Origin of the sequence: Micromonospora sp. CA-111912 (assembly GCF_050948415.1) — a bacterium.
In the GTDB taxonomy this organism is placed as follows: domain Bacteria; phylum Actinomycetota; class Actinomycetes; order Mycobacteriales; family Micromonosporaceae; genus Micromonospora.
Genome location: NZ_CP192007.1, coordinates 7,141,837 through 7,168,084 on the forward strand (window position 1 = coordinate 7,141,837; position 26,248 = coordinate 7,168,084).

Below are 26,248 nucleotides of genomic sequence, written 5' to 3' on the forward strand. Positions count from 1 at the left end.
GAACGCCGAGGGGGCGGTATCGGCCCTGCTCAGCTCCCGGAAGGAACTCGGTGTCCCAGATGAACCGTAGGCGGGCGCTCCAACTGTTGGCCGCTCTCGGTACCACCGGCCTCACCGCCGCCTGCGCCGCGGAGGACGAGGACGGCTCAGCCCCCACCGGCGCCCCTGTCAAGATCGGCCTCATCGCACCACAGTCCGGCGGCTACAAGGCCATCGGCGACGAGGTCCTCAACGGCTTCCAGCTCTACCTCACCCTGCACGACCAGCAGCTCGGCGGCCATCCGGTGACCCTGCTGACCGCCGACGAGGGCGACAACACCAAGACCGGCAAGGCCGCGGTGGACAACCTGCTCAAGCAAGGCGCGCTGGCGCTGACCGGGGTGGTCAACTCGGCGGTCATGGTCGGCATCCGGGACACTGTGGAGAAGGCCCGGGTCCCGCTGGTCGGCTCCAACGCCTCCCCCAAGAGCCTGCAGAGCGTCGTCTACATCTGGCGTACCTCGTACGTGCTGGACGAGCCGGGCCGGGCGCTCGGCCCGTACATGGCGCAGCGGCTTCCCGCCGGCAGCCGGATCTCCATCATCGCGCCGGACAACCTGGGCTCCCGGGACGTGATCCAGGGCCTCCAGGCCCAGTTCAGCTCGGCCGGGGCGGCGGACCCCAGGATCTCCGACCCGGTGATCTGGGCCGACCCCACCACCACCCCGGGGAGCACCACCTACGCCGCCGACATCCGCAAAGCGCTGAGCCGGAAGCCGGACGCGATCTTCTGCCACTTCGCCGGGCCGGCCGCGGTGCAGTTCATCAAGCAGTTGCACCGGGAGCGGTACACCGGCCCGATCTACGCCACCGGCTTCCTGACCGAGGGCACAGTGCTCAGCGAGGTGCAGGAGGTGGAGGCGCGCAACATCGTGACCGCGCTGAACTACTCCGCCGACCTCAACAACACCGCGAACCGCACCTTCGCCTCGGCGTACCGCAAGACCCACGGCACGTCGCCCACCACCTACGCCATGGCGTCGTACGACGCGGCTCAGGTGCTGGACAAGGCGATCCGGCTGGCCGGGCCGGACCCGACCTCGCAGCAGGTCAACCTGGCGATGGGCAAGATCGGCCAGATCGACAGCCCGCGCGGGGCGTGGCAGTTCAACCAGCCGCGTACCCCGCAGCAGAAGTGGTACCTGCGCAAGGTCCAGCGGGACGGCCGGCTGCTGTCCAACGTGCTGATCAACGAGCTGGCCACGCTCGGCTGAACGGGCCGCGACGCCGACGCCGGCAGATGTCGAGCGGCAGCGGACGTGCGATGGGCCGGTCTCCCCCAGGTGAGACCGGCCCATCATCCGTCGGCGCGCCCGTGCGGTGGGTGGTGCGTCCGGGCGGTGATGCGGCCGTCGAGCGTCGTCGTGGTCAGTGGCGCAACTCGGCGACGCAGCACTTGACGCTGCCGCCACCCTTCTTCAGCTCGGACAGCTCGACCGGCACCGGCGTGTATCCGGCGGCCTTGAGCCTGCCGGCGAGCCGGGTCGCGGCCCCGTTGAGCACGACGTTCGCGCCGTCACTGACCAGGTTCAGCCCGAAGGCCAGGGCGTCGGCGTCGTCTGCGAGCACCGCGTCCGGGAAGAGTTGGGCGAGGACCTGCTGGCTGGCCGCCGAGAAGGCGCCCGGGTAGTAGGCGATGTTCCCGTCGTCGATCGAGGCCAGCGCCACGTCGAGGTGGTAGAAGCGCGGGTCGACCAGGTGCAGCGACACCACCGGTCGACCGAGCGCCTCCTGCGCCTCGGCGTGCGCGGGCAACTCGGTGCGGAAGCCGTGGCCGGCGAGGATCAGGCCCCCGTGCGCCTCCGGCAGGTACACGAAGTCGCCCTCGCCCTCGTTGGTCTCGCCCGGTGCGATGAACCGCCACCCCTGGGCCTCGTAGAACGCCCGGTGCAGGGCGGCCTCGGCGGCCCGCTGCTCGTGTTTGTACCGGGCGCCGTACACCGTCCTGTCGACCATGAACGCGCCGTTGGCGGCGAACACCATGTCGGGCAGCCCCGGCTCGGGGCTGAGCAGGTGGACCTCGTGACCGAGGCCGACCAGGGTCTCCCGCAGACGGTCCCACTGCTTGACCGCCAGCTCCGCGTCGACGGGAGTGGTGACGTCCATCCACGGGTTGATCGCGTACTCGACGGCGAAGTGCTCCGGCGAGCACATGAGGTATGTCCGCTTTCGCGGGACTCGCTGCTGGTTCACGGTGACCAAGGGTAGGTACCGTACAACTTTGGTAACAGCCACAACCATTGCTTCCCGAAGGCGAAACGTTGCAGATTGACGCCGTAGACCAGCGAATCATTGCGCTACTCGTGGCAGACGCCCGCGCGTCGTACGCCGACATCGGCACCCGGGTGTCACTCTCCGCCCCCGCCGTCAAGCGCCGGGTCGACCGGATGCGCGCCACGGGGGTGATCCGGGGGTTCACGGCCGTCGTCGACCCGGCCGCCGTCGGCTGGACGACGGAGGCGTTCGTCGAGCTGTTCTGCGCCGGACGGACCACTCCCGCCCAGATCGGCGTGGCCGTCCGCCGGCACCCCGAAGTGGTCGGCGCGTACACCGTCTCCGGGGAGGCGGACGCGCTGGTGCACCTGCGCGCCGCGGACATCGCCCACCTGGAGGATGCCCTGGAGCGACTGCGCGCCGAGTCCTTCGTCACCTCGACCCGGAGCACCATCGTGCTGTCCCGCCTGGTCGAGTCCCCCGGCGTCGGGCCCTCCGCGTGAGCGGCCCGCGAGCCGGCGTCGGCCCGACCGCGACGGGACCGGGAACCGGAGCCGGACACACGACGTCGAAGCGGGCATGACACGGGGACACCTGACCGCCGCGGCCGGCACGCTGGCCGCGCTCACCCTGCTGGCCGGGAGTGCCGCCGCCCTCCCACGCCACGAGCCGGAACCGCCGCCGCCGGGCCCGCTCAGGCTGGTCTCCTTCGACACCTGTGCCGAGGCGCTGACCCGGCTGCGCGCTGCGGCCTCCGCCTCGGTCGGGCCGTGGGGCCTTCAGCCCAACTGGCGCACGGGCATGACCCCGGGCGGGCTCGCCGAGCCGGCGACGGCGCCCAAGTCGGTGGACAGCGCGCGAGCGGCCGGTGCGGCGGCGGAACACTCCGGCACCAACAACCACGAGCCCGGCGCCGACGAGCCGGACCTGGTGAAGACCGACGGCCGGCGGATCGTCACGGTCACCGGCGGTGTGCTGCGGGTGGTGGACGCGGCGACCCGGCGGGCCACCGGGCAGCTCGACCTGACCGGCGACGACGGTCGTTCCGAGTGGTCCCCGGACAGCCTGCTGCTGCACGGGGACCGGGCGCTGATCCTCGTGCGCTCGGCGACGGTCCGCCGCATCGAGAAGTCGGGCGGCCGACGGCCGGCAGCCGTGCCGGCCGGGCCCCGGCTGCTCCTGGTGGACCTGGCCGGGCAGCCGACGCTGGCCGGGACGTACCGGATCGACGGGAGCCTGCTCGACGCGCGGCTCACCGGCCCGACGGCCCGGGTGGTGGTCCGCTCGCAGCCCCGGCTGGTCTTCCCCGAGCTGGGCGAGGACGCCACCGACGCGCAGCGGCTGGCGGCGAACCGGGCGGTGATCGCCCGCGCCGGCCTGGACGCCTGGCTGCCGACGTTCGACCGGACCGAGGGTGGCCGCAGCGACGCCGGCCGGGTCGGCTGTGACCGGCTGAGCGCGGCGGCCGACAGCACCGGCACCGCTGTGCTCACCGTGCTCAGCTTCGACCTGGCCACGGGCCGGCTCGGCGACGGGGACCCGGTCAGCGTGGCCGGCGACGCCGACACCGTCTACGGCACCGCCGGGAGCCTCTACCTCGCCGGCCAGCAGCAGCGGCCGGGCCAACTCCGGCCGCGCGGTCGGCCCGGGTCCTCGGGCGACGCGACCACCGTGATCCACCAGTTCGACACCGGCACCCCGGGCCGGCCCCGCTACCTGGCCAGTGGCGCGGTGCCGGGCACCCTGATCAACCAGTACGCCCTGTCGGAGTGGCAGGGTCACCTGCGGGTGGCCACCACCAGCAGCGACGGGCGCGGGGCCCGGCCGTCGACCGAGTCCGCCGTGTACGTGCTGACCCGCCGGGACGGCGCCCTGGCCCGCACCGGGACGGTCAGCGGGCTCGGCCGGGGCGAGCAGATCCACTCGGTGCGCTACCTCGGCCCCACCGGGTACGTGGTGACCTTCCGACGCACCGACCCGCTCTACTCGCTCGACCTGACCGACCCGGCGGCGCCCCGGGTCACCGGCGAGCTGAAGATCACCGGGTACTCGGCGTACCTGCACCCGGCCGGCGAGGGGCGGCTGATCGGGGTGGGCCAGGAGGCCGACGCCGACGGGCGGGCGCAGGGCCTCCAGGTCTCCCTGTTCGACGTGGCCGACCCGGCCCGGCCCACCCGGCTGGCCCAGTACCACCTGCCGAGGGCCGGCTCGACGGCGGAGTTCGACCCGCACGCCTTCCTCTACGACCCCCGGACCGGCCTGGTGGCGCTCCCGGTCCACGACGGCTCGCTACTGCTGCTGAGGGCCACCGGTGGGACCGTCACGCGGGCCGGCACGGTCGCCCACCCGGGCCGCGCCCCCGTCGCCCGGTCGGTGCTGGTCGGCGGCGCCCTCTGGACCGTCTCCGACGCCGGCCTGCGGGCCAGCGACCCGTCCGGCGGCACCACGCTGGCCTGGCTGCCGGCGACCTGAGCCGCCCATTGCCGGCGGGTGGGGCCCGGCCCAGGGCCGCCCGGGTCCCACCCGCCCTTGACGTCATCGTGGCGCAGCCGTAGCCGGCCCCTCCGTCAGAGGTACATGCCGGTGCGGTGCTCGTCCTGGTCCCGCCGGCCGGGCTTGTCGGCCTCGCCGAAGAAGCGCTTCCCGCCGAACTCGCCGTGCAGCCGGTCGTCCAGCTCGTCGGCAAGGCCGGTCATCACCTGCACGGCGAGCATCAGGTGGGTGGCCTGGAAGTCGCGGCCGAAGACCGGGATGGACGCCCACACCGTGTCGTCCGCGCAGTAGAGCCGCCCGATCGGCATCCGGTTGGTCAGCTCGGAGAGCTTGACGTAGAGCCGCTCGGTCGGCTCGACCTCGGTGAGCACCGGCGAGAGGACGTCGACCAGGGGCGGGTTGTCGCGCACCCGGACGAAGACCATCGCCGACCCGGCCCGGATGTTGATGTCCCCGTCCGAGTCGACCTGCAACTGGTCCGAGCTGGACTTGAGCATGGTGGAGACGACGGTGCGCACCCGCTCAGCCAGGTCCAGCACGTCGCTCCCGGCGGCCTGGGCGCTCGCGGCGGCCAGCGCCTCGTCCAGGTCGGCCTCGACGTCCTGGTCCGGGCCGAACTCGCTGCGCGCGGTGCCCAGCGGCTCCACCGGCACGGGCTCGCCCTCGGCGTCGTGCACGACGTAGACCAGGAAGGCCGGGTGCGGCGCGCCGTAGACGTCCCGCAGGGTGCGGGAGAGCAGCGCGGCCAGCCGGGTCGCCTCGGCGGTGTCGCCCTCCAGGCCGAAGTGCTCGCCGGAGCCGGCGACCACCCCGGGCGGGGACCAGCCGAGCGCGACCATGTCGGCGACGGCGGACCGGTCCAGCCGGTAGCCCTGCGGGAGGGTCGCGTTGCCGACGGCCCGCGCCGAGAGCCGGCCATCGGCGGTGAAGTCCAGACTGATCGAGTAGACGGCGTTCCCGGTGCCGGAGGCAGTGGGGTCGAGGGTCAGCTCGACGTGGGTCCCGGCTGGCAGCTCGCGCAGCCGTTCGGCCAGGGCCCGGGCGAACTCGCGCCAGGCCTCGGTCACCTTCGCCCGCAGGTCAGCCGTGGTCGGCTCGTCGAGCAGGATCGACTCGTGCTGCTCGGGCGTGCCGCCTGGCGGTTCTCCGTCCGGTGCCGAGGGGTGGCCTACCGTCATGATCGCCTCCGTCCGTCACGGTCACCCTACCCAGGACGCCCCGGAGCCGAATCAGGCCGACCAGGATCGGACAGCGACCCAACCGTACCGGCGGTCATCGGGCATTCGCCATGGACGCCGCCCTCCCGTGGATTAGCTGCGCCCGAATTCCTCTGTCACAAATGTCGGCCACGAATGCGGTGAGTAGCGGAACGACATACAATGAGGTATGGTCATCTCGGCTGATGACATCGACGCCTGGCAATGAGATGCCGTTTGTCAAACGTGCATCAGCCCGGGTGCGACCCGCCGCACCCACTCGTGTCCGCCCACCTGAAAGGGAAAAGATGAAGGCACCGAAAGTCGCTGCAACGCTGTTCTTCGCGTTCGTTACGCTCCTAGCCGCGCCAACCGCCGCCAGCGCGCAGGAAGCAACGTCCGCGCCCGTCGCGGCCGTTGATGACATTTCTGTTAACAGCAGCATCTGTGGCACGGGGCGTGTCGAGTCGATCGCGACCAACCTGCCCATTCGGAGCACCCCGAACACGACGGGAGGCCTGATCACGACCGCCCAGAAGGGATACCAGTACGACTGCGACATCACCGTCACCGGCGGCTGGGTTACCGCCTGCGGCGTCTACAGCAACCTCTGGGTCAGAATCAACTTCTCCAGCCAGGATGGTTTCACGTACGCGGCATGTCTGGATGACGTGTAGGTCGAATACCCCTGCACTTTCCACGATAATAGGTGACGCCCGAGAATGGCCCCGGCCTCCTGTCGATCTGAGGATTGGCAGGAGGCCGGGGCCTCCCGGCCGACGGCCCTGGGCTGCGCCCGCAACCATGCCGCACCAGGGCTGACCACGGGCGGAACACGACTGTGGCCGGGCCGGGCCGGAGTGCTCAGGCGGGAGGCTGGTCGCCCAGCTCCACCGGCCAGGTGCCGGCGAGCGCGCTCAGCCGGCCGGCCGTCGCGGCCGGGTCGGCCCCGCGCCCCACGGCCAGGCCGAGCAGGTACGCGCCGACCGGCGCGCCCGGACGCAGCACCTGGTGGGCGACGTCCCTCGCCAGGTCGAGCACGACCGGCACCGGCACCTGGTCCGGGTCGAGGCCCAGCTCGGCGCAGGCCGCCGTGACCCAGTCGTCCATCACCGTCATCGCGTCCACTCCTCCGCCCGGCGTACGTCCTCGTCAGTGTCGCAGTCGAACCAGGGTGGCGGGCCCGTCCCCGACCAGGGCAGGTCGCGCACGGTCAGGCCGGCGAGCAACGCCCGCACGGCCGCGCCGTCGAGCGTCCCGCCCCGGGTGGCGGCGAGCCGGTCGAGGGCGGCCCGCAGCGGCGCGAACCGCCACACCCCGCACAGCGGCTGCCGCCGCCCGTCGGGGTCCACGAGGCACGCGCCGTCCACCGTCGGGTCGGCGAGCTGGTCACGCAGCACCCGCACCGCAGCCCGGGTGAGCAGGGGCAAATCGGCGGCGAGCAGAGCGACGGTCGGCGTATCGGCGGGCAGCAGGGACATGCCGGCGGCCGTGGCGGCGACCGGGCCGCCGCCCGGCGGGCTCTCCCGGGTCAGCCGGACCCCCGGCGGCACCGGGCCGGCCGGGCCGACCAGGACCCGGATGTCGGCGTCGGCCACGGCGTCCAGCACCCGGTCGCGCATCGGCCGGCCGCCGACCGGCAGGGCGGGCTTGTCCACGCCCCCCATCCGGCGCGCCGATCCACCCGCCAACACGATCGCCGCCCAGCCCGCCACGCAGCCACCGTACCGCCTGCCCGCGCCGGGGACGCATGTCACGGAGCCGACGGGCAGGGCGGAGCGGACGGTCCGGACAGGTCTGTAAATCTTGTTAATTCCTTCATAGAGTGACGACTCAGGAACGCTCCGTCCGAAGCCTCGCGACGCCCCTGGGCCGCGCCGGTCGGCAGCGCTTCCGGGCCGGGGCGCCACGCTCTTCGACGTTGGACGGAGGACAGGTGCACATGCCAGCAGACGACCGCCCGGTTCTGCCCACCCTGGTCGGCCGGGACCGGGAACGCGAACTCCTGCACGAGGCGCTGGACCAGGCCCGACGGGGCTGCGGCGGCACGATCTTCCTGGTCGGCGGCGACGGCATGGGCAAGTCCCGGCTGACCCTGGAGACGACCCATCGGGGGCGGCGGGCCGGGATGGGCGTGCTGCTCGGCCGGGCGGGCTCGGCCGTCCGCGCCGTGGCCCTGCGTCCCCTGACCGAGGCGTTGGCCCTGCTGTTCCGCACCGAGCCGATCCTGGAGCACGCCAGCCTGCGGCCCTACCGGTCCGCCCTCGGCGGCCTCATCCCGGAGTACCGGTCGGCGGAGACGGCGGAGACCGTGCCGTCCCCCGTGCTGCTCGCCGAGGCGGTGTTGCGGCTGCTCTCGGTCACCGGCACCGGCCGGGGCTGCCTGCTCGCGCTGGAGGACCTGCACGACACCGACCCGGCGACGCTGGCGGTGGTCGAGTACCTGGCCGACAACATCGCCGACCAGGGCACCCTGCTGCTGGCCACCCTCCGGCCCGAGCCGGGGCCGGCGTGGGACCTGGCACAGGCGCTCGGCAGGCGGTGCAGCGGAACCGTCCTGCGTCTGGAGCCGCTGGGCCGCCGGGCCGTGCACCTGCTCGCGGCGTCCCGGCTGGGCCTGGCCCCGGAGCGGATACCGGAGCCGGTCCTGGACCGGCTCTGCCGCGACAGCGCCGGCAACCCGTTCCTGGCCACGGAACTGCTGCGTGCCATGCGGGAAAGCGGCACCCTGGTGGTGGAGTCCGGCGGGTGCCTGTTGGTCGACGAGGTGCACACCGAGATGCCGCCGACCGTGCGGCACAGCGTCATCGACCAGGCCGACCGGCTCGGTCCCGCCGGCCGGCACCTGCTCACCGCCGCGGCCGTGATCGGCGAGCGGTTCCCGATCTCCGTGCTCGGCCGGGCCCTGCGGATGAAACAGGACGACCTGCTCGGGCACCTGCGCGCCGCCGTCACCGCCGGCCTGCTCGCCGCCGAGGGCGACGACCACGACTGGTACGCCTTCCGCACCATGACGACCGCCGTCGCGCTGCTCGGCCAACTCACCCCCACCGACCAGGCCGCACTCGCCCTCCAGTCGGTCGACGCGGTGAACGAGCTGTACCCGGGCCTGCCCGGGGAGTGGTGCCGGTTCACCGCCCGGCTCACCCAGCTCGCGGGCGACGTGCGGGGCGCCGTACGGCTGCTCGCCCTGGCCGGGCGCCGGGACCTCAACGCCGGGCGGCTCCGGTCGGCGACGGAGACCCTCGACCGGGCGTGGCGGCTGTCGCAGGCGTCGGCCGACAATCCGCTCCGCGCCGACGTGCTGCACGAACTGCTCTGCGCGCTGATGGAGAGCGGCGAGGCCCGGCGCGGGTTACGGCTGCTCGACAACCTCGACGACCTCTGCCATCCGGCCGTCCCGCCCGAGCGGCTGGCGGCGGTGCACGTCCTGTTCGCCCGGCTCGCCCTCCTCGCCGGTCGGCACGCCGACGCCGCCGCGCAGCTCGACGCCGCCCGTACGGTGCTCGGCCCCGGCGCCCACGACCGGCAGACCGCGGCGGTCGACGCCGTCGCCGCCGCCCACCTCGGCCCGGAGGCGCCGGAGCGGGCCGCCCGACTCGCCGCGCACGCCGTGCGGAAGGCCGAGCTGGCCGGGCTGCCGGGCGTCGCCTGCCTCGGCTGGCAGGCGCGCGGGATGCTGGCCCGGCGGCAGGGCGCGGACGAGGCCCAGTGCTGCTTCGCCCAGATGCGCCGGTTCGCCGAGCGACACCACCTGCCGCTGTGGCGCAACCGGGCCGCGGTGCTGCTCGCCGAGCAGCGGTGGCTGCTCACCGGGGACACCGACCCGCTGCTGCGCGCCGCCGAGCGGGCCCGGCGGACGGGCGCGTCGGCCGTGCGACACACGGTCGACGTCCTGCTCGCCTGGGACCACGCGCTGCGGGCCGAGTACGCCGAGGCCGAGCGGCTCGTCGAGGAGTGCGCGGCCGAGGCGCACCGGCTCGGGCTGGGCGACAGCGCGCCGCTGCTGGCGCTGGTCCGCGCGGTGTGCGCCGGACACCGGGGGCGGCGGCACCAACTGGACGCGGTGCTGGCCGGCCTCTCGGACGACGACACGGGCCCACCGGTCGCCGCGCTCGCCCACGGCATGGCCGGCGCGGTGTGCGCCCTGCTGGAGGAGGACCCGGGACGGGCCCGCCGCGAGCTGGACCGGGCTGTGGCGTGCGACGCCGAGCGACCCGCGCCCTACCCGCTCACCGGCCACCAGGGGCTGGGCCTGCTGTTGGCGGTGCTGGACGGCGACGCCGACTGGCGACGGTGCTGCGAGGTCGGGGCGACGTCGGCCGGGCGGCTGCACTGGAACCGGCAGTTCGTGCTGTTGGCGAAAGCGGTGCTGCTCGGCCGGCAGGGCGAGCGGGAGGCGGCCGGTGCGACGGTGACGGCGGTGCGGCGGGCCCAGGCACACCCGGTGGTGGTCCACCTCGGCCTGCGCCTCGTCGCGCCGGCGGCCCACGCGGACCGGTGGGGGAACCCGGTCGACTGGCTGCGCGCCGCCGAGGAACACTTCTGCCGGACGGGGCTGCCGGCCCCGGCCCGTGCCTGCCGGGCCCACCTGCGCCGCCTCGGCGTGGTGGTGCCGTACCGCCGCACCACGAGCCGGGTGCCGCAGCCGCTGCGGATGATCGGGGTCACCGAGCGGGAGTACGAGGTGCTCCAGCTCGTGGCGGACTGGTCCGACAACCGCAGCATCGCCAGCGAGCTGTTCATCTCGCCGCGCACAGTGGAGAAGCATGTGGCGAGCCTGATCGCCAAGACCGAACAGGCGAACCGGGCGGCGCTCAGCCGCTACGCCGCCCGGGTCCGGGACGAGGTCACGCCGGACTGACCGTCCGGTAGTGGCCGCCGAAGAAAACGGCCGGGTCCGCGTCGTCCGCGGCCTGGCACCGGTACGGGGAGCCGAGCACCAGCGTGTGGTCGGCGACGCCGATGAGCTGGGTCACCGTGCACACCGCCACCGCCACCGCCATCGCCCCGTCGAGCAGGGGCAGCCCGTCGACCGTGCGGTGCGCCACCCCGGCGAAACGGTCCCCGGCGGCGGTCGCGAACCGGTCGGCCAGGTCCCGCTGGCGGCGGTCCAGCAGGTTCACCGCGAAACCGCCCTCGGCCGTGATCGCGGCCAGCGTGCGGCTCGTACGGGCCAGCGAGACGAGTAGCAGCGGCGGGAGCAGGGACACCGAGGTGAACGCGTTCACCGTGCAGCCGACCGGCCGCCCGGCCAGCCGGCTGGTCACCACCGCCACCCCGGTGGCCCAGTTGCGCATGAACTCCCGCAGCTCGGGGCCGCTGACCGGTGCCGGCCGGGCCGGCTCGGCCCCGGGGGACGGCGGCGCGGCCGGGGCGGGGTCCGCCGGTGGGACCCGGACGGCCCCCACCCCGGCGCGCCGGGAGGCCGTGGTGGTCACCGCGCGCCGGCCAGGTTCGACTGCCCGGTGGCACCGGCCGCCCGGTCGGCCCGGGAGGCGTCGACGTCGCCGAGTTCGGCGTGGCAGCGGGCACGCCGGCTGAGCAGTTCCTCCCGGTCCGCACCGGGCACGTCCAGCGCCCGGCTGTAGTCCGCGACCGCCTCGGCCCACCGGCCCGCCGCCTCGTGGACGAACCCGCGGTTGTACAGCAGGTCCGGGTTGTCCGCGTCGACGGCGAGGGCGGCCGTCAGGTCGGCCGTGGCCCGCTCGTGGTCACCGCCGTCGAAGGCCAGGGCGGCCCGGCTGGCCAGCGCGGCCACCAGCGCCGGGTCGGCCGCCAACGCGTCGTCGAGGTACCGCCGGGCGTCCGCCTCCGCCCCGTCCGTCACCGCCAGCACGCCGCGCAGGTGCAGCAGCCGGGCGTCGCCGGGGTGACGGATCAGCCCTTCCTCGACGTGCTGCCGGGCGGCGTCGACCGATCCCTCGTCGAGCAGCAGGCTGATCAGGTTCACCCGGGCGTCGAGCTGGTCGGGTTCCAGCTCGACCACGTAGCCGAAGTCGGCGATCGCCCCCGCCAGGTCGCCCAGCTCGGCCTTGAGGTCGGCCCGGTTGTAGTACAGCTCGAAGAAGGGCGGCGACAGGCTGATCGCCGTGTCGCAGTCCGCGACCGCTCCGGTGAGGTCGCCCAGCCGCCGCCGCACGTCGGCCCGGTCGAAGTAGTAGTCGGCGTAGTTCGGGTCCAGCTCGATCACGTTGGTCAGGTCCGTCAGCGCCTCGTCCAGCCGACCCAGGGCAAGGTACGCCTTGCCCCGGTTGTGCAACAGCACCGAGCGGTGCAGCCGGTGCTTGTCACCGGGCAGCTCCCGGTCGAGCCGGTTGAGCCCATCGTCGACCAGGCGCAGCGCCGCCGGCAGCCGGCCCAACCGCATCTCGATCAGCGCCAGCCCGTTGTTCTGGAACACGGAGTGGAAGGCGCGTTTCTGCGGGTCGGGCAGCAGCGAGGCGATCGCGATGGAGTTGTTGATGTAGCCCCGGGCGAGGTGGTGGTCCCTCAGCTCCTCCGGGTGGAAGCGGGTGTAGAGCATGGCCAGCGCGTACCCGGTGGACATCTGCAGCTCCGGCTCCGCGTACCGGCTGCGCAGGTCGAGGTAGGTCGGCTCCGCCTCGACGGTGCGGCCGAGCACCACCATCGCCGAACTCGCCCGCGTGCTGAGCAGCCAGAACCGCTCCATCTGCGTGTCGGGGTCGACGATCGCCCGGCCACGGGTCCCGTAGTCGATCACCGCGTGGTAGTAGCCCAGCGCACCGCAGTGCCGCGCCGCCTCGTACAGCGCCTCCGCGCCGGCCCCAGCAGGGTCGCTGCCGCGCTCCAGCTGCCAGGGGATCGCGCCGAGCTCCAGGCTCCAGTCGCCCCGCCCGCGCAGCAGCTCGGCGCGGGCGTCGTGCAGCGCCACCCGTGCCTGCGGGTCGGCCTGCCGGTACGCGGCCAGCTCGACCGGGTCCGCGGAGGTGCCGTCCGCGTCGACGTACGCCCGGAGCAGCTCCTCCGGGCCACGTTCGGGTCGGCCGGCGACCCGGGTCAGCTCCGGCAGCCGCCCCGCGTACCGGTCGAGGGCGGCGGTCAGCTCGGGCTCCAGTTCCCCACCGCCGGTGCCGATCAGCACCCGCACCACGTCCGGCCGCACCCGGCGCAGGAAGATGGAGAGGAACTCCTGGTCGGTGGGGTCCGCCTGGTCCACCCGGTCGAACGCGATCCGCAGCGGGTGGCTGCCGGCGCGGGCGGCGTACCCGGCGAGGAACTCCGTCGCGCCGTGCGCCAGGCGGCGGGTGCGGTTGGCGGGGTAGATCCGGGTCCGCTCCTCGGGCACCGCCAGGGAGGTGAGCGTCTCGGGTGCCGCGTCGATCGCCCCGCGCAGCTCCGGGGCGGCGGACAGGATCTCGGTCAGGTGCCGCTGGACGAGGTCCGGCCAGCGTCCGTACGCCTCGGGTACGACCAGCCGCAGCAGACTGCCCAGGCCGGTGTAGGGACCGCGCAGCCCCCGGTGACAGTCGACCGCGATATCGACCTGCTCGCCGTCGACCGGCGCCGGCCCGATCCGCCATTGGTGTGCAGTCATGCCGTTGCTCCTCCGTTGGGATGGACCTTGCGTCGCGGTGGGTGTCGGGAATGGCCGGGCGGGGTGCCGTCAGCCCGCCGTCGCCGGGTCCGGTGCGGGGGCGGCCCGCCGCCGGGTACGGCCGGCGAGCAGCGGCAGCAGCACGATCTCGAAGGCGACCAGCAGCAGCGACCCGATCGAGTCCCAGAAGCCGGGGCCGGTGGGGGAGCCGTTCACCAGGGCGGAGAAGACCCGGGAGGCGAACTCCAGCACCAGCGGCGCGGTCCACAGCGTGACGGTCACCAGCAGCGCCACGACCCCGCCGCAGGTGATCAGCGCGAACCAGGGCGCGAGCTGCCGGTCGCGCGGGGACCAGTCGTCCTGAGGCTGTTCGGACGGGCGCACCCAGGGCAGCCAGGCGAACCGGTCGCGCAGCCAGGCCCGGCTCACCTCGTCCAGGTTGGTGCAGCCCAGCGCCGTGGTCGCCACGTAGTACAGGTCGGTGCGCAGGAAGACGTAGAACTGCCAGGACATCCGCAGCAGGACGGTGTACGCCACCGCCAGCGCCAGCCGTCCCGGCCAGGACAGGCCGTCGGACAGGCCGACCCAGGCGACGAGCACCAGCGCGCCGAAGAGCACCGCGTCGGCCAGCAGCCCGGCCAGCATCGGCAGGTAGCGCTGCCGGGCGGGCACGGTGAGCAGGGCGTCCAGCTCGGTCTCCACCACCGCGTAGTAGAGCCGGCGGCCGACCCGCATCTTGGTGGGCAGGCCGAGCCTGCGGGCGGCGAGCAGGTGGTACCACTCGTGCCACAGGATGCCCGGTGACTGGCACAGGGCCAGACCGAGCTGCACGGCGAGCAGCGACGGGACGAAGAAGACGTTCTGGGCGTGCGGCCGCAGCTCCGGCTGGCTCACCATGGCCACGGCGGCGGCGATCACGATCAGCGCGTACGCCGCCCAGGCCAGTGGGGAGAAGGCGGCACGGCCGAGCCGCCGGAAGCGGACCTCGGGCGCCCGGGCCGGTGGTTCCCCGTCGGCCCGGATGAAACCGAGTTCGCGCAGCGTGTCGACGAAGTCGGCCATGTCCACGGGCTCCCCGAAGGTGCTCCGGTACCACTGCTCCGCCTCGCCGACCGGCATCCCGTCGGCGAGGCGGCGCAGCAGCGCGACCCCGTCCTCGGGCAGCAGGGCGAAGGACGCGGCGTCGATCCGACCGACCGTGACGCCGTCCCGCTCCGGCACGTACGTGAGCGGATGGAACTCCAGGCGGGTGGTTGACATGGTTCCTCCAGGGCGTAAGCCCGGCGAAGGCCGTCCCGGCGCGCCGACGCGCCGGGACGGCCGACCGGTCAGCAGCAGTCCGTGCAGTACAGCGGCGCCGACGTGGTGAGCTTGATGGAGCCCGTCTTGCGGATCGTGATCTTCTTCATGCCGTTCACCTCCTAGGCCGGCGGGTCGTGGGGGCGGCCGGCTGAGGACGAACCTGCCAGCCGGACGCCCCGGGCGGCATGGGGAGCGGCCCCCAAACTCCCGCGCCGATCCGGCGGCGAAGATGGGGCCGTTCCCCCATGTCCGCGGCGTCCCCGCGCCGGGACGCTGTCCGCATGCGAGACGACGCGCTTTCGGTCATCATCTGCGGCTCCAGCGCCGCGATGGCTGCCTCCGGTTACCTGTCCTGGCTGCGCCAGGAGATCGACCTGCCGCTGCGGGTGCTGCTCACCGCCAGCGCCGAGCGGTTCGTGCAGCCCCAGGTGGCCGCCTGGTACGCGGACGAGGTGTTCGCCAGCGGCGACCCCGCGCTGAACCCCACCGAGTTCGCCAAGCGCTCGCTCGGCATCGTCGTGTTGCCGGCGACCGCCGGCACGATCGCCGCGGCGGCACTCGGCCTGGCCGGCACCCCCGCGCAGACCGCCCTGCTGGCCAGCGACCGGCCGGCGATCTTCTTCCCGAGCATGAACAAGTCGATGTGGACGAAGCGGATCACCCAACGCCACGTCGAGACGCTGCGCGACGAGGGCCACACCGTCGTCGAGCCGCAGGAGCGGGTGATCTTCGAGCTGTGGCAGCGCGAGAACGTCCTCGGCATCGCCATGCCCCCGCCCGACGCGGTCGCGGAACTCGTGGCGAGCTGGCTGGAGAGCAGCCTGTCCGGCGAGGCCGAGGAGCCCGCCGACCCGACCGCCGCCTCCTGACCGGGCATCGGGCGCCCGATGTCCGGCGTCGGCGCTCCCGGCGCTCGACACTCCCGGCTCCCGACGCTCCCGGCCGGGCACGTCCGCACCGGGCGTGCCGTTCGGGCAGGATGGCGGGATGGGACGGGCCACTGACCGGCGGAGCGTGCTCCGGATCGACCTCGATGCGACCGACCCGGCCCGCGTGACGGTGCGCCGGCCGGACAGCGTGTCCGTGGAGGAACCGCTGGAGATCCGGGTCGGTCCGGGCGGGCCGGGCCGGCGGCGACCGCTGGCGGTGACCATGCGTACCCCCGGCGACGACCTGGACCTGGCGATCGGGTTCCTGCTGACCGAGGGGCTGATCCGGTCCGCCGCCGACGTGCACACCGCCCAGCTCTGCGCGGGCGCGGACACGCCGAACACGTACAACGTGGTGGACGTGGTGCTCGCCCCCGGCGTGCCGGAGCCGGCCACCGACCCGGCGCGGAACTTCTACACCACCAGCTCCTGCGGGGTGTGCGGGAAGGCCAGCATCGACGCCGTGCGGACCCGTTCCCAGTTCGCCGTCGCGGACGACCCGCTCACCGTGCCGGCCGGGCTGCTGGCCGAGCTGCCGGACCGGCTGCGGGCGGCGCAGCGCAACTTCGACCGCACCGGCGGCCTGCACGCGGCCGGACTGTTCACCGGCGGTGGGGAGCTGGTGGTGCTGCGCGAGGACGTCGGCCGGCACAACGCCGTCGACAAGGTGATCGGCTGGGCGGTACGGGAGCGCCGACTGCCCCTGGCCGGGCACCTGCTGCTGGTCTCCGGCCGGGCCAGCTTCGAGCTGACCCAGAAGGCGTGGATGGCCGGGCTGCCGCTGCTCGCGGCGGTCTCCGCCCCGAGCACCCTGGCCGCGGAGTTGGCCGAGGAGGCGGGGATGACCCTGGTCGGCTTCCTACGCGGCCGGACCATGAACGTGTACGCCGGCGCGCAGCGGATTGAGTAGAAGCCTTACGGGCCCTGGCCAGTGACCAGGCGTCGCCGCGTTGCCCCCTCACGGGGGCAGTCGACCACGCCCCTCACCAGTCGGGCGGCACCCCATGATCGTCTGTCGAAAAAGGAGAATCTCCTCGGCGTGTCGTCTCACTAAAGCGCAGACGATCAATGAAGTCGTGCGGGTTCCGCCTTGAAGTTGTCGCCGATCGCAGCGGGTGTCGTCCCCGGTCAAGAGGCGCTATCCGCGAGCACGCGCCCAGGAGATGAAGCGATCGGTCAGGCCACCCGGCGGCCGGCCGGGGGTCAGCTCGATCAGGTGTGCGGTCGCCTCCTCCTTCAGCGTCGCCAGGTAGATCAGCAGGGCCGTACGGTTGCCCTGGTACTCGGACAGCAGCGACAGCCGCGCCGCGCCGCACGGCCACGGGTGGCCGCAGACGCGGCACAGCCAGATCGGGCGTACCGGCAGGTGCGGGCGGGCGGCGCGGCACATCAGCGCACCCGCAGCGCGATCGCCCGCGCCTCGTCGTCGGTCAGCGGCAGGAACCACAGGAAGCGCTGGACGATCTCCGGGGGCGTAGGACCGCCCGGCCGCCCACGGAGATCACGGATGGCCTGCTGCGCCATCCGCAGGCACCCCGGCAACAGCGCGGTACGCAGTTGGTTGTCGATCGGGCCCTCCGTCCAGGCCGGGCAGGGGAACGGGCTCCCGCAGCGCCGACAGGTCCACGCGGGCCCGTGAGAGAAGTGCTCCGCCAGGTCCGCCGCGCGGGTGCGCCCGGTGGCGGGTGCTCGGTGGTTGCGGTACCTCACCGCTGGCCTCGGTTTCCGCGCATCAACTGCGTCGGGGTGGGCAGCTCGCCAGCCACGCCCCGGATGAGCCGCGTCGCCGCGTCGTTGCGCGGCCCCCGGTACGGCGGGATCATCGGGCCGACCAGCGGGGGGTCGTACGGGACCGGGTCCCTGGGCGACGGAGCCGGCCTCGGCGCGGGCTTCGGAACGGCCGGCGCGGGATCGCGCTGCGGCTTCGCGGCCCGGTACGCCCGGCAGACCTGGCACGCGCAGTGCCGGCCCCGCCGGGACCGGTGACGCCCTCCTCGGTGCGACACGATTCCACCCTTCCGTCGAGATTGGAGAGGGGGCCGTCCGCTCGTCGCACGGGAAGGACCGGGGCGGCCCCCTCGACGAACGCAACCGCCGGGCAACTCCTCCACCGGCCACGCCGTCCTGCACACAGCCTTCCGACAGTTGCGAGGCGAACACACTGCGTTGCATTATGTGTTCGGGACGTTCTGGACGTTAGGAGATCTCAGGGATGAATCGAGCCGTACAGGTCGCGATGACCGAAACGGGCCACACGGCTGACAGCCTCGCCGCTCACATTGGGGTCGACCCGAAAACCGCAGCCAAGTGGGCGAGTCACGGACGGATACCGCAGACGCGGCACCGCGCAAAGGTTGCCGAGCTTCTCGGCAAGGACGTACTGGAACTTTGGCCGGACGCGCTGAAACGAAAGGAGCCGGCCTGGTTTCGGCCGTGGACCGAGATTGAGCGTGAAGCAGTCGGCCTCAGGTGTTTTGAGTCGGTTGTCATCCCGGGCCTTCTCCAGACCGAGGCATACGCTCGCGCCGTCCTGGCATGCGGGCCGTTGATGGCTGACGCGGCCGACCACGTGGAGAGTCGGCTTCGGCGTCAGGCCGCCGTGTTCGAGCGTTCCCGCCCTCCCCTGACGGTCTTCGTGATCGACGAGGCTGCACTACGACGGGGCAGCCCAGGGGTGATGCACCCACAGCTCGATCATTTGGCAGCGGTGGCCCAGCACGCCAACGTGATGGTGCACGTCCTGCCCTTGGGCGCAGGTCTGCATCCAGGACAGGCAGGGCCTTTCGCAATCGCGACGACTCCCGATGCAGACGACGTCGGCTACCTGGACGATCAGGCCGCAGGGCGCATCACAAACGACGTTGCTCCCCTGTGGGCGGTCTGGGATACCGTGAGGTCGGTCGCGCTGCCGCGAGACCAGTCCATCGACTTCCTGAAGGCGCGAGCATGGCTGACCTGACTGGCGCCCGTTGGCGCAAGAGCATCCGTAGCAGCTCCAACGGCGGCAACTGCATCGAGGTCGCCGACAACCTTCCGGGCATCGTCGGCGTACGGGACTCGAAGGACCCGGCCGGCACGGCCCTCAGCTTCTCCCCGGCCGCGTGGCGCTCATTCATCGTCCACGTCGCTGCGCGCGCCTGACCCCACGGCAGAAGACGTAGAACGCCCGCCCCGAAAGGGGCGGGCGTTCTGCCATACCGAGCAGGAAGCAGATGGCCCGCTAGAGGGTGAGAATCCTGCAAGGAAGCAGGCTGTGCCCGCTGATCAACTCAACCCCGGGATCACCCCGCATCAGCGGGAGCAGTCTGACCGGCACGTCGCCATATCGGTCTGGATGAGATCACCCCCGCGTACGCGGGGAGCAGACGGTGATCGGTGGCACCATCACCCTGGCCGAGGGATCACCCCCGCGTACGCGGGGAGCAGGTCCTGCCCTGGCCCTTCGTCCTGGCCCGAGGATCACCCCGCATACGCGGGGAGCAGGGTTGCTGCGGGTTGCCGGGCGGTGGCACCGCAGGATCACCCCCGCATACGCGGGGAGCAGGTGCACGACCACGGCCACGGATAGCAGGAAGCGGGATCACCCCCGCATACGCGGGGAGCAGTACGGCGGTGGCGGCGGCCCGATCGTGCACGAGGGATCACCCCCGCATACGCGGGGAGCAGGGCGGGCAGCAGTCCGTGGAGCCGGTCGCGGGGGGATCACCCCCGCATACGCGGGGAGCAGACGCCCGCGCGTCGGCGCGCAGGGCGGCCCGTCGGGATCACCCCCGCATACGCGGGGAGCAGCCCTCTCCGCCAAGATCCGGCGGGTCGCGGCCCGGATCACCCCCGCACACGCGGGGAGCAGGCCCAGCACTTCGCCGCCATCAGCATCCCGGCCGGATCACCCCCGCATACGCGGGGAGCAGGCCGACGGGTCCGACGTGGAGCGGTTCGACCTGGGATCACCCCCGCATACGCGGGGAGCAGCCGCTGGGTGGTCCACCGGAGTACCCAGTCGGCGGATCACCCCCGCATACGCGGGGAGCAGCGGGGCGCACGCTGGGCGGTCGGCTGGTTCTCGGGATCACCCCCGCATACGCGGGGAGCAGGTCGACCACCCCGGCCTAATTTCGTAAGGAGCCGGATCACCCCCGCATACGCGGGGAGCAGGGTCCGGTTTGCCCGAAACGCGGCGCATCATAAGGATCACCCCCGCATACGCGGGGAGCAGGCCCCTGACCCCACGCCGACCCGGCGGCGGCGGGGATCACCCCCGCATACGCGGGGAGCAGCCCCGGGCTGCGTCGCAGACGGCGGTGAAAGGGGGATCACCCCCGCATACGCGGGGAGCAGGCCGATTCCGGCATGAGGGGGGCAAGGGAAACGGATCACCCCCGCATACGCGGGGAGCAGATGTCGGTGATGACTCCGGTATTACCGACCCTGGGATCACCCCCGCATACGCGGGGAGCAGCCCAAGGACGGACTGTAGCCAACCCTTCTCGCGGGATCACCCCCGCATACGCGGGGAGCAGAGCAAGTAGGCGTCCGCCTTCGCTAGACCCCAAGGATCACCCCCGCATACGCGGGGAGCAGCCCCCGCTGTGCGGCGACCTCGGCGCGCAGGTCGGATCACCCCCGCATACGCGGGGAGCAGCGGTCCGCCCCGGTCAGGTTCGGGGACGCACCCGGATCACCCCCGCATACGCGGGGAGCAGGGTCAGTAGGGGATGACGATGAGGTGTCGGTCGGGATCACCCCCGCATACGCGGGGAGCAGTCCGCACCGAAGCGGAGCGCCGATTCATGCTCAGGATCACCCCCGCATACGCGGGGAGCAGGGAATGGGAGGCGGGCAGGGCTCGCTTAGCGTCGGATCACCCCCGCATACGCGGGGATGCAGTGGGCACCCGACCCGCCGATGGCCCCGGAAACGGGATCACCCCCGCATACGCGGGGAGCAGGACACTGGACATCCTCACGGGACGGTCATCGGGGGATCACCCCCGCATACGCGGGGAGCAGTCCCGGGCGCGCGCACCTTGTTTGACCTGCTCAGGATCACCCCCGCATACGCGGGGAGCAGGAGGACGCGGCGCAGGTTGCGGGGGTCGACCCGGGATCACCCCCGCATACGCGGGGAGCAGCTGTGCGTGCCGCATCGGCCGCCGGGTGTGAGGGGATCACCCCCGCATACGCGGGGAGCAGGCCCATGCGCCCCCGCGTCGGCTCGTCTTCGACGGATCACCCCCGCATACGCGGGGAGCAGGGCGGGGCGGGTGCCGGCGGTGGCGTGCAGGACGGATCACCCCCGCATACGCGGGGAGCAGAAGTCGTCCGCGTGCGCATTGTGCTCTGCCCAAGGATCACCCCCGCATACGCGGGGAGCAGACCCGGTCGCGCGCCTCGCTCGGGCTGTACTCGGGATCACCCCCGCATACGCGGGGAGCAGCACGGCCGGTCGCTGTCCAGGGCGTGGATGTGGGGATCACCCCCGCATACGCGGGGAGCAGATGGAACAGGGCCTCGACCAGGCCGAGGGCAAAGGATCACCCCCGCATACGCGGGGAGCAGGTGGAGTACCGCTATCCGTACAACCCTGACGACGGATCACCCCCGCATACGCGGGGAGCAGACTTCCTGACCTGCAGCGCTAAAGATCAACTTCTCGCTTTTCCTTCACTTTGCGCTGCAAGATCAACTCCTGGCTGGCGCTGCTGGGCAGTTCGCAGGTCGGACATAGCGTACGGCGAAAGAGGACCGGAAAGGGACCCGGAAACACCACGCCAACATCCCCGCCAACCTGCTCGTCACCCACGTCGGCGGCGGCGCTGGCGAAGCACCCCCGGCGGGCCGGTCGTCGGCCAGCCGTCGAGCTGGGACGGGGGTACCCCTCGGCGCAGCAGGTCGTCGAGGAGCAGTGCGAGCGAGTAGTCCGGGTGCGCCTCCAGTACCCGTTCCAGTGCCACCGCAGCGAGCGCCCCCTGCCCGGCCCGCCAGGCGGCGAAGGCGAGCAGGGAACCTGGAGCGGCGATCAGGTCCCGCTCGGTGCGGCGCAGCACGTCGGTCCAGAGGGCGAGGTCCCGCTCCCGCCCGTCGGTGCGCTCCCAGGCGTGGTCGCGGACCGGCAGGTGGGTGAGGAGCAGAGTCAGCCAGGCCACCTCGTCGTCGGTGAGCCGCTCACCTCGGCGACGCATGGCCTCTCGGACGGCGAGCGTGCCGGCGCGGCGCAGTGCCCGACCGCCGAGCAGGTCGGCCTCCGGCGCCTCGGCCAGCAGGGCCGCCAGTCGGCGTTCGGCGCGGTCGACCGCCCGTCCCATCGCCACCCGGGCCGGGCCGCCGAAGGGGGCCACCTGCGTGGTCAGGGCCGCCCGGTCGGGTAGGGCCACCTGACCGGCGAAGACCGCCGCCGCGCTGACCTCGCTGGCCCCGGTGTCGTACGGGGTGCCGTCGGGCGGGCAGCAGGCCGGCTCGTCGCACAGGTAGGACCAGTAGCGGCCGTCGGTGACCCGCAGGGCGTCCAGCACGGTCAGCTCGGCGGCGGCCAGCGACCCGCGTACCGCGTCGACGGCCGGGGTGACCCGGGAGGCGTCGCCATAGCCGAGCACGGTGGCGGACTCGGCGCCCTGCCGGGCGATGACGCCGGCCAGGTGGGCGGCCGGGTCGAGCGGGTCGTCGCCCGGACCGGGCAGGTCCGCCCGGGCGGCGAAGACGATCCGCCGGCCCCGCATCGCGACCACCACCACGCTGTCGGAGGGATGGAACCCGAGCAGGTACGGCACGGCCGCGATGAGGTCGGCGGGCGAACGGACGGTGAGCCGGGGGCGGTCGGTACGGGCCATGGGAGGCAGCCTCGGCCGCAGCCGAGCGCCCCGGCAGGCCCTGTGGACGACACGCGGGTTATCCACAACCACAGAGAGTAGCGACGCAGCTCAGCCCCGGTCTCCGTTTGGGCCGCTGACCGGCGGCACGCCCCGTTGACGCCGGGCCATACCGGAGACCCCCACGGGAAGCGCCCCGAACGGCTACCTTGCGGTCATGGACCTGGCGTACCTGCGGGCGCATCCGGAACACCTGCCGACCTTCCTCACCCACCAGCGGATCCGGGAGACGCCGGTCGCCGGCGGGGACGTCTGCGCGGCGTCCCGGCTGACCCTGGACGACGGGCACTCCGTCTTCGCCAAGACGTGGCCGGAGGAGCGGGCCGGCCGGCCCGTGCCGGAGGGCTTCTTCGCCGCTGAGGCGGCCGGGCTGCGCTGGCTGCGGGAGGCCGGCGGGGTCCCCGTACCGGAGGTGGTGGTGGCGCTGCCGGAGCTGCTGGCGCTCGACTGGGTCGAGGCCGGCGAGCCGACGCCCGAGGTCGCCGAGCGGTTCGGCCACGAACTGGCCGCGACGCACCGCGCCGGGGCCGCCGCGTTCGGCGCGGAGTGGCCCGGCTTCATCGCCGCGCTCCCCCAGGACAACACGCCGGACCCGGGCCCGTGGCCGGACTGGTTCGCGCGTCGGCGGCTCGCCCCGTACCTGCGGATGTCGGTCGACGGCGGCGCGCTCACCGGCGTCGAGGCCGCGCTGGTGGAGGCGGTCCTCGACCGGATCGGCGAGTTCGGCGGGGACGAGCCGCCGAGCCGGATACACGGCGACCTGTGGTCGGGCAACGTGCTCTGGGGGACCGACGGGCGGGCCTGGCTGGTCGACCCGGCGGCGCACGGCGGGCACCGGGAGACCGACCTGGCCCAGTTGGCGCTGTTCGGCGGGCCGCCGCACCACGACCGGATCATGGGCGCCTACCGGGAGTCCTGGCCGCTGGCCGACGGGTGGCCCGCGCGGGTGCCGCTGCACCAGCTCCACCTGCTGCTGGTACACGCCGCCCTGTTCGGCGGGGCGTATCGCGAGGCAGTCGGCGATGCCGCCCGCGCCGCGCTGCGTGAGGCCGGGCGCGCTACGGTCGAGGGGTGACCGTCGCCCCACCGACCGAAGGCGTCCTCGCCGACCGGTACGGCCGCGTCGCCCGGGACCTGCGCGTCTCGCTGACCGACAAGTGCAACCTGCGCTGCACGTACTGCATGCCGGCTGAAGGGCTGTCCTGGCTGGCCGGCCCCCAGTTGCTGACCGACGACGAGATCGTCCGGCTGGTCGGGCTGGCCGTGCGGCACCTCGGGGTGACCGAGGTGCGGTTCACCGGCGGGGAACCGCTGATCCGTCCCGGCCTGGTCGGCATCGTCGCGGCGGTGGCCGCGCTGGAGCCCCGGCCCCGCATCTCGCTGACCACGAACGGCCTCGGGCTGGACCGGCTGGCCCCCGCCCTGCGGGCCGCCGGGCTGGACCGGGTGAACGTGTCGCTGGACACCCTCGACGCCGGCCGGTTCGCCCGGCTGACCCGGCGGGACCGGCTCGCGGACGTGCTCGCCGGGCTGACCGGGGCGGTCACCGCCGGGCTCAGCCCGATCAAGATCAATACCGTGCTGATGCGCGGGGTCAACGACGACGAGGCCCCCGCGCTGCTCCGCTTCGCCCTGACTAAGGGCTACGAGCTGCGGTTCATCGAGCAGATGCCGCTGGACGCCCAGCACGGTTGGGACCGGGCGACCATGGTCACCGCCGACGAGATCCTCGCCGCGCTGCGTACCGGGTTCGACCTGACCCCGGACCCTGCCGAGCGGGGCGCCGCGCCGGCCGAGACCTGGCTGGTCGACGGCGGCCCGGGTCGGGTCGGGGTGATCGGCAGCGTGACCCGCCCGTTCTGCGGCGACTGCGACCGCACCCGGCTCACCGCCGACGGTCAGGTCCGCGCCTGCCTCTTCGCCACCGAGGAGTCCGACCTGCGCGCGGCGCTGCGGGCCGGGGCGGACGACGAGGAGTTGGCCCGGCGCTGGCGCACCGCGATGTGGGGCAAGCGGGCCGGGCACGGCATCGACGACCCGGCCTTCCTCCAGCCGGCCCGGCCGATGTCCGCGATCGGCGGGTGACGGTGCACGGTTCCGATCCCACGACCGGACAGCTCACCGTCCGCTACTTCGCCGGCGCGCGGGCCGCCGCCGGCACCCCCGAGGAGACCGCGCCCGCCGGGCGGTCCCTGGACGAACTCGCCGGTGAGCTGGCCGAGCGGCACGGCGTACGGCTCGCCGCCGTGCTGACCGCGGCGAGTTTCCTGGTCGACGGCGTGACCTGTCATGATCGTCGGGCACCGCTGCCGGCCGGGACGACGATCGACGTACTGCCCCCGTTCGCGGGCGGCTGAGGAGGCTCACGTGTTGGCGACCCTGGCGTTCGTGGGCTTCGCGACGCTCGTCGTCGGTCTGCTCCACTTCTATCTGTGGAAGCGGCTGGTCAAGGACACCACCGGCCCGGGGCGGTGGCGGCGGATCGGGGCCGTCGCCGCGCTGGCGCTGGCACTGCTCGTCCCGGCCACGATGATCGGCACCCGGGCCGGCCTGTTCTGGCTGGCCTGGCCGGGCTACCTGTGGCTCGCGGTGATGTTCTACCTGCTGGTCGTGCTGCTGGTGTTGGAAGTGCCGATGTTGGTCGCCCGGCTGGCGCTGCGCCGCCGGGTGGTCGCCGCCGAGCCGGCCGCCGCCGCGCCCGAGCCGGTGCTGGTGGGCGCGTCCGGCGGGGCGGAACCGCCGGCCGCCGCAGCCGTCGACCAGCCCGACCACGACCCGGACCGCCGGCTGCTGCTGGCCCGCGGCGCGGCGATCTTCGCGGGCCTCACGGCCGTCGGGGTCACCGGCTACGGGGTACGCAACGCGATGGGCCCGCCGCGCCTGGACCGGGTGCGGATCCCGCTGGCGAAGCTGCCGCGCGGGATGGACGGGCTGCGCATCGCCACCGTCTCGGACATCCACCTCGGGCCGCTGCGCGGCCGGGCACACACCGAGCGGATCGTGGCAATGATCAACCGGCTGGACGCCGACCTGGTCGCGGTCGTCGGCGACCTGGTCGACGGCTCGGTCGCCGAACTGGGCGAGGCGGCGGCGCCGCTGCGCGACCTGCGTTCCCGGTACGGCAGCTTCTTCGTCACCGGCAACCACGAGTACTACTCCGGCGTGGAGGAGTGGGTGCAGGAGGTGGACCGGCTCGGCCTGCGGGTGCTCCAGAACACCCGGCAGGAGATCCGGACCCCGGGCGGGGTGCTGGACCTGGCCGGGGTGAACGACGTCAGCGCCGCCGGCACCGGGCTGGCCGCCCCCGCCGACTTCACCGCCGCGCTCGGCGACCGGGACCCGGGCCGCCCCGTGGTGCTGCTCGCCCACCAGCCGGTGGCGGCCGTCGAGGCGGCGAAGTTCGGCGTCGACCTGCAACTGTCCGGGCACACCCACGGCGGTCAGATCGTCCCGTTCAACCTGCTGGTGAAGCTCGAACAGCCGGTGGTCTCCGGCCTCGGCGAGGTCGACGGCACGAAGGTGTACGTGACCAACGGCGCGGGCTTCTGGGGCCCCCCGGTCCGCGTCGGCGCGGACCCCCAGGTCACCCTGGTGGAGCTCCGCACCCCCTGACCCGGGACCGGCGCGCATTTATCGGGCGGCGGCCGGGGTG

At 73.4% G+C, this 26,248-nt stretch carries 24 protein-coding genes and 1 CRISPR repeat array; of the genes, 14 read left to right on the forward strand and 10 right to left on the reverse strand.

The genetic code is table 11. The features are described from left to right. Window positions 1–50 precede the first annotated feature (50 nt). Window positions 51–1,253, forward strand: coding sequence for an ABC transporter substrate-binding protein (locus ACQPZO_RS30615; RefSeq protein ID WP_433345712.1), 1,203 nt, complete (start codon window positions 51–53; stop codon window positions 1,251–1,253). A 154-nt stretch (window positions 1,254–1,407) separates the two neighbouring features. Here the strand turns inward: ACQPZO_RS30615 and ddaH are convergent, their stop codons facing one another. Then, window positions 1,408–2,241 (reverse strand): dimethylargininase, encoded by an 834-nt coding sequence (gene ddaH, locus ACQPZO_RS30620; protein WP_433345714.1) that lies wholly within the window; start codon window positions 2,239–2,241, stop codon window positions 1,408–1,410. A gap of 59 nt (window positions 2,242–2,300) precedes the next feature. Between ddaH and ACQPZO_RS30625 the strand changes: the two genes are divergently transcribed. Both ACQPZO_RS30625 and ACQPZO_RS30630 read left to right on the forward strand, forming a co-directional pair. Next, the gene (locus ACQPZO_RS30625; protein ID WP_387022487.1) at window positions 2,301–2,756 is read left to right on the forward strand and encodes an Lrp/AsnC family transcriptional regulator; all 456 of its coding nucleotides are present in this window, start codon (window positions 2,301–2,303) and stop codon (window positions 2,754–2,756) included. 76 nt (window positions 2,757–2,832) lie between these two features. Next, window positions 2,833–4,725 (forward strand): beta-propeller domain-containing protein, encoded by a 1,893-nt coding sequence (locus ACQPZO_RS30630; protein WP_433345717.1) that lies wholly within the window; start codon window positions 2,833–2,835, stop codon window positions 4,723–4,725. 95 nt (window positions 4,726–4,820) lie between these two features. On the opposite strand, the gene ACQPZO_RS30635 is transcribed toward ACQPZO_RS30630, so the two are convergent. Next, window positions 4,821–5,924, reverse strand: coding sequence for a T3SS (YopN, CesT) and YbjN peptide-binding chaperone 1 (locus tag ACQPZO_RS30635; RefSeq protein ID WP_433345719.1), 1,104 nt, complete (start codon window positions 5,922–5,924; stop codon window positions 4,821–4,823). A gap of 326 nt (window positions 5,925–6,250) precedes the next feature. Between ACQPZO_RS30635 and ACQPZO_RS30640 the strand changes: the two genes are divergently transcribed. Next, window positions 6,251–6,619 carry a hypothetical protein gene (locus ACQPZO_RS30640; RefSeq protein ID WP_433345722.1) on the forward strand — a complete coding sequence of 123 codons (369 nt, stop codon included), beginning with the start codon at window positions 6,251–6,253 and terminating at the stop codon, window positions 6,617–6,619. 187 nt (window positions 6,620–6,806) lie between these two features. Here the strand turns inward: ACQPZO_RS30640 and ACQPZO_RS30645 are convergent, their stop codons facing one another. Further along, window positions 6,807–7,061, reverse strand: a complete 255-nt coding sequence (locus tag ACQPZO_RS30645) for a DUF6457 domain-containing protein (RefSeq protein WP_350880136.1) — start codon at window positions 7,059–7,061, stop codon at window positions 6,807–6,809. Further along, complete coding sequence (mobA, locus tag ACQPZO_RS30650; RefSeq protein WP_433351371.1) at window positions 7,058–7,714, reverse strand: molybdenum cofactor guanylyltransferase; 657 nt, start codon at window positions 7,712–7,714, stop codon at window positions 7,058–7,060. The genes ACQPZO_RS30645 and mobA overlap by 4 nt, the downstream gene beginning before the upstream one ends. A 170-nt stretch (window positions 7,715–7,884) precedes the next feature. Here mobA and ACQPZO_RS30655 point away from each other — a divergent pair, with 170 nt between their 5' ends. Then, on the forward strand, window positions 7,885–10,806 hold the full coding sequence (locus ACQPZO_RS30655) for an AAA family ATPase (protein ID WP_433345723.1): 2,922 nt from the start codon (window positions 7,885–7,887) through the stop codon (window positions 10,804–10,806). Here the strand turns inward: ACQPZO_RS30655 and ACQPZO_RS30660 are convergent. The 3 genes from ACQPZO_RS30660 to ACQPZO_RS30670 all read right to left on the reverse strand — a co-directional run bounded on the left by ACQPZO_RS30660 (window position 10,793) and on the right by ACQPZO_RS30670 (window position 14,760). Beyond that, window positions 10,793–11,383, reverse strand: a complete 591-nt coding sequence (locus tag ACQPZO_RS30660; protein WP_433345725.1) for a flavin reductase family protein — start codon at window positions 11,381–11,383, stop codon at window positions 10,793–10,795. The two genes, ACQPZO_RS30655 and ACQPZO_RS30660, sit on opposite strands and share 14 nt — an antisense overlap. Further along, the gene (locus tag ACQPZO_RS30665; protein ID WP_433345727.1) at window positions 11,380–13,500 is read right to left on the reverse strand and encodes a tetratricopeptide repeat protein; all 2,121 of its coding nucleotides are present in this window, start codon (window positions 13,498–13,500) and stop codon (window positions 11,380–11,382) included. Before ACQPZO_RS30665 ends, ACQPZO_RS30660 begins: the two co-directional genes overlap by 4 nt. A 69-nt stretch (window positions 13,501–13,569) precedes the next feature. Beyond that, window positions 13,570–14,760, reverse strand: coding sequence for a hypothetical protein (locus ACQPZO_RS30670; protein ID WP_433345729.1), 1,191 nt, complete (start codon window positions 14,758–14,760; stop codon window positions 13,570–13,572). 323 nt (window positions 14,761–15,083) lie between these two features. On the opposite strand from ACQPZO_RS30670, the gene ACQPZO_RS30675 reads away from it, so the two are divergent. Continuing rightward, window positions 15,084–15,671, forward strand: a complete 588-nt coding sequence (locus tag ACQPZO_RS30675; RefSeq protein ID WP_433345731.1) for a flavoprotein — start codon at window positions 15,084–15,086, stop codon at window positions 15,669–15,671. Between the two features lie 118 nt (window positions 15,672–15,789). Continuing rightward, entirely contained in the window at window positions 15,790–16,641 is an 852-nt protein-coding gene (gene fdhD, locus ACQPZO_RS30680) for a formate dehydrogenase accessory sulfurtransferase FdhD (protein WP_433345733.1), read from the forward strand. Between the two features lie 228 nt (window positions 16,642–16,869). Here the strand turns inward: fdhD and ACQPZO_RS30685 are convergent, their stop codons facing one another. Then, window positions 16,870–17,121, reverse strand: a complete 252-nt coding sequence (locus ACQPZO_RS30685; RefSeq protein WP_433345735.1) for a flavin reductase — start codon at window positions 17,119–17,121, stop codon at window positions 16,870–16,872. Next, window positions 17,121–17,255, reverse strand: coding sequence for a hypothetical protein (locus tag ACQPZO_RS30690; RefSeq protein WP_433345737.1), 135 nt, complete (start codon window positions 17,253–17,255; stop codon window positions 17,121–17,123). Before ACQPZO_RS30690 ends, ACQPZO_RS30685 begins: the two co-directional genes overlap by 1 nt. A gap of 249 nt (window positions 17,256–17,504) precedes the next feature. Between ACQPZO_RS30690 and ACQPZO_RS30695 the strand changes: the two genes are divergently transcribed. The 3 genes from ACQPZO_RS30695 to ACQPZO_RS30705 all read left to right on the forward strand — a co-directional run bounded on the left by ACQPZO_RS30695 (window position 17,505) and on the right by ACQPZO_RS30705 (window position 18,872). Beyond that, window positions 17,505–17,717, forward strand: coding sequence for a hypothetical protein (locus ACQPZO_RS30695; protein ID WP_433345739.1), 213 nt, complete (start codon window positions 17,505–17,507; stop codon window positions 17,715–17,717). Window positions 17,718–17,943: 226 nt separating this feature from the next. Beyond that, a complete protein-coding gene (locus ACQPZO_RS30700; RefSeq protein WP_433345740.1) occupies window positions 17,944–18,690 on the forward strand; it encodes a DUF5753 domain-containing protein in 747 nt (248 codons plus the stop codon). Further along, window positions 18,678–18,872, forward strand: coding sequence for a DUF397 domain-containing protein (locus ACQPZO_RS30705; protein WP_433345742.1), 195 nt, complete (start codon window positions 18,678–18,680; stop codon window positions 18,870–18,872). Before ACQPZO_RS30700 ends, ACQPZO_RS30705 begins: the two co-directional genes overlap by 13 nt. A gap of 375 nt (window positions 18,873–19,247) precedes the next feature. Further along, window positions 19,248–21,350: a CRISPR direct-repeat array (repeat unit 28 nt; unit sequence GGATCACCCCCGCATACGCGGGGAGCAG). 175 nt (window positions 21,351–21,525) lie between these two features. On the opposite strand, the gene ACQPZO_RS30710 is transcribed toward ACQPZO_RS30705, so the two are convergent. Then, window positions 21,526–22,557 (reverse strand): DUF4192 domain-containing protein, encoded by a 1,032-nt coding sequence (locus ACQPZO_RS30710; protein WP_433345745.1) that lies wholly within the window; start codon window positions 22,555–22,557, stop codon window positions 21,526–21,528. Between the two features lie 196 nt (window positions 22,558–22,753). Here ACQPZO_RS30710 and ACQPZO_RS30715 point away from each other — a divergent pair, with 196 nt between their 5' ends. Genes ACQPZO_RS30715 through ACQPZO_RS30730 form a run of 4 tightly spaced genes read left to right on the forward strand, consistent with a single transcriptional unit; the run spans window position 22,754 to window position 26,208 of the window. Then, a complete protein-coding gene (locus ACQPZO_RS30715) occupies window positions 22,754–23,671 on the forward strand; it encodes a fructosamine kinase family protein (protein ID WP_433345747.1) in 918 nt (305 codons plus the stop codon). Then, the gene (gene moaA, locus ACQPZO_RS30720; RefSeq protein WP_433345749.1) at window positions 23,668–24,681 is read left to right on the forward strand and encodes a GTP 3',8-cyclase MoaA; all 1,014 of its coding nucleotides are present in this window, start codon (window positions 23,668–23,670) and stop codon (window positions 24,679–24,681) included. Before ACQPZO_RS30715 ends, moaA begins: the two co-directional genes overlap by 4 nt. Further along, the gene (locus ACQPZO_RS30725; RefSeq protein WP_433345752.1) at window positions 24,678–24,953 is read left to right on the forward strand and encodes a MoaD/ThiS family protein; all 276 of its coding nucleotides are present in this window, start codon (window positions 24,678–24,680) and stop codon (window positions 24,951–24,953) included. The genes moaA and ACQPZO_RS30725 overlap by 4 nt, the downstream gene beginning before the upstream one ends. 10 nt (window positions 24,954–24,963) lie before the next feature. After that, window positions 24,964–26,208: a metallophosphoesterase gene (locus ACQPZO_RS30730; RefSeq protein WP_433345754.1), complete on the forward strand. Its 1,245-nt coding sequence runs from the start codon at window positions 24,964–24,966 to the stop codon at window positions 26,206–26,208. The last annotated feature ends 40 nt before the right edge of the window (window positions 26,209–26,248 follow it).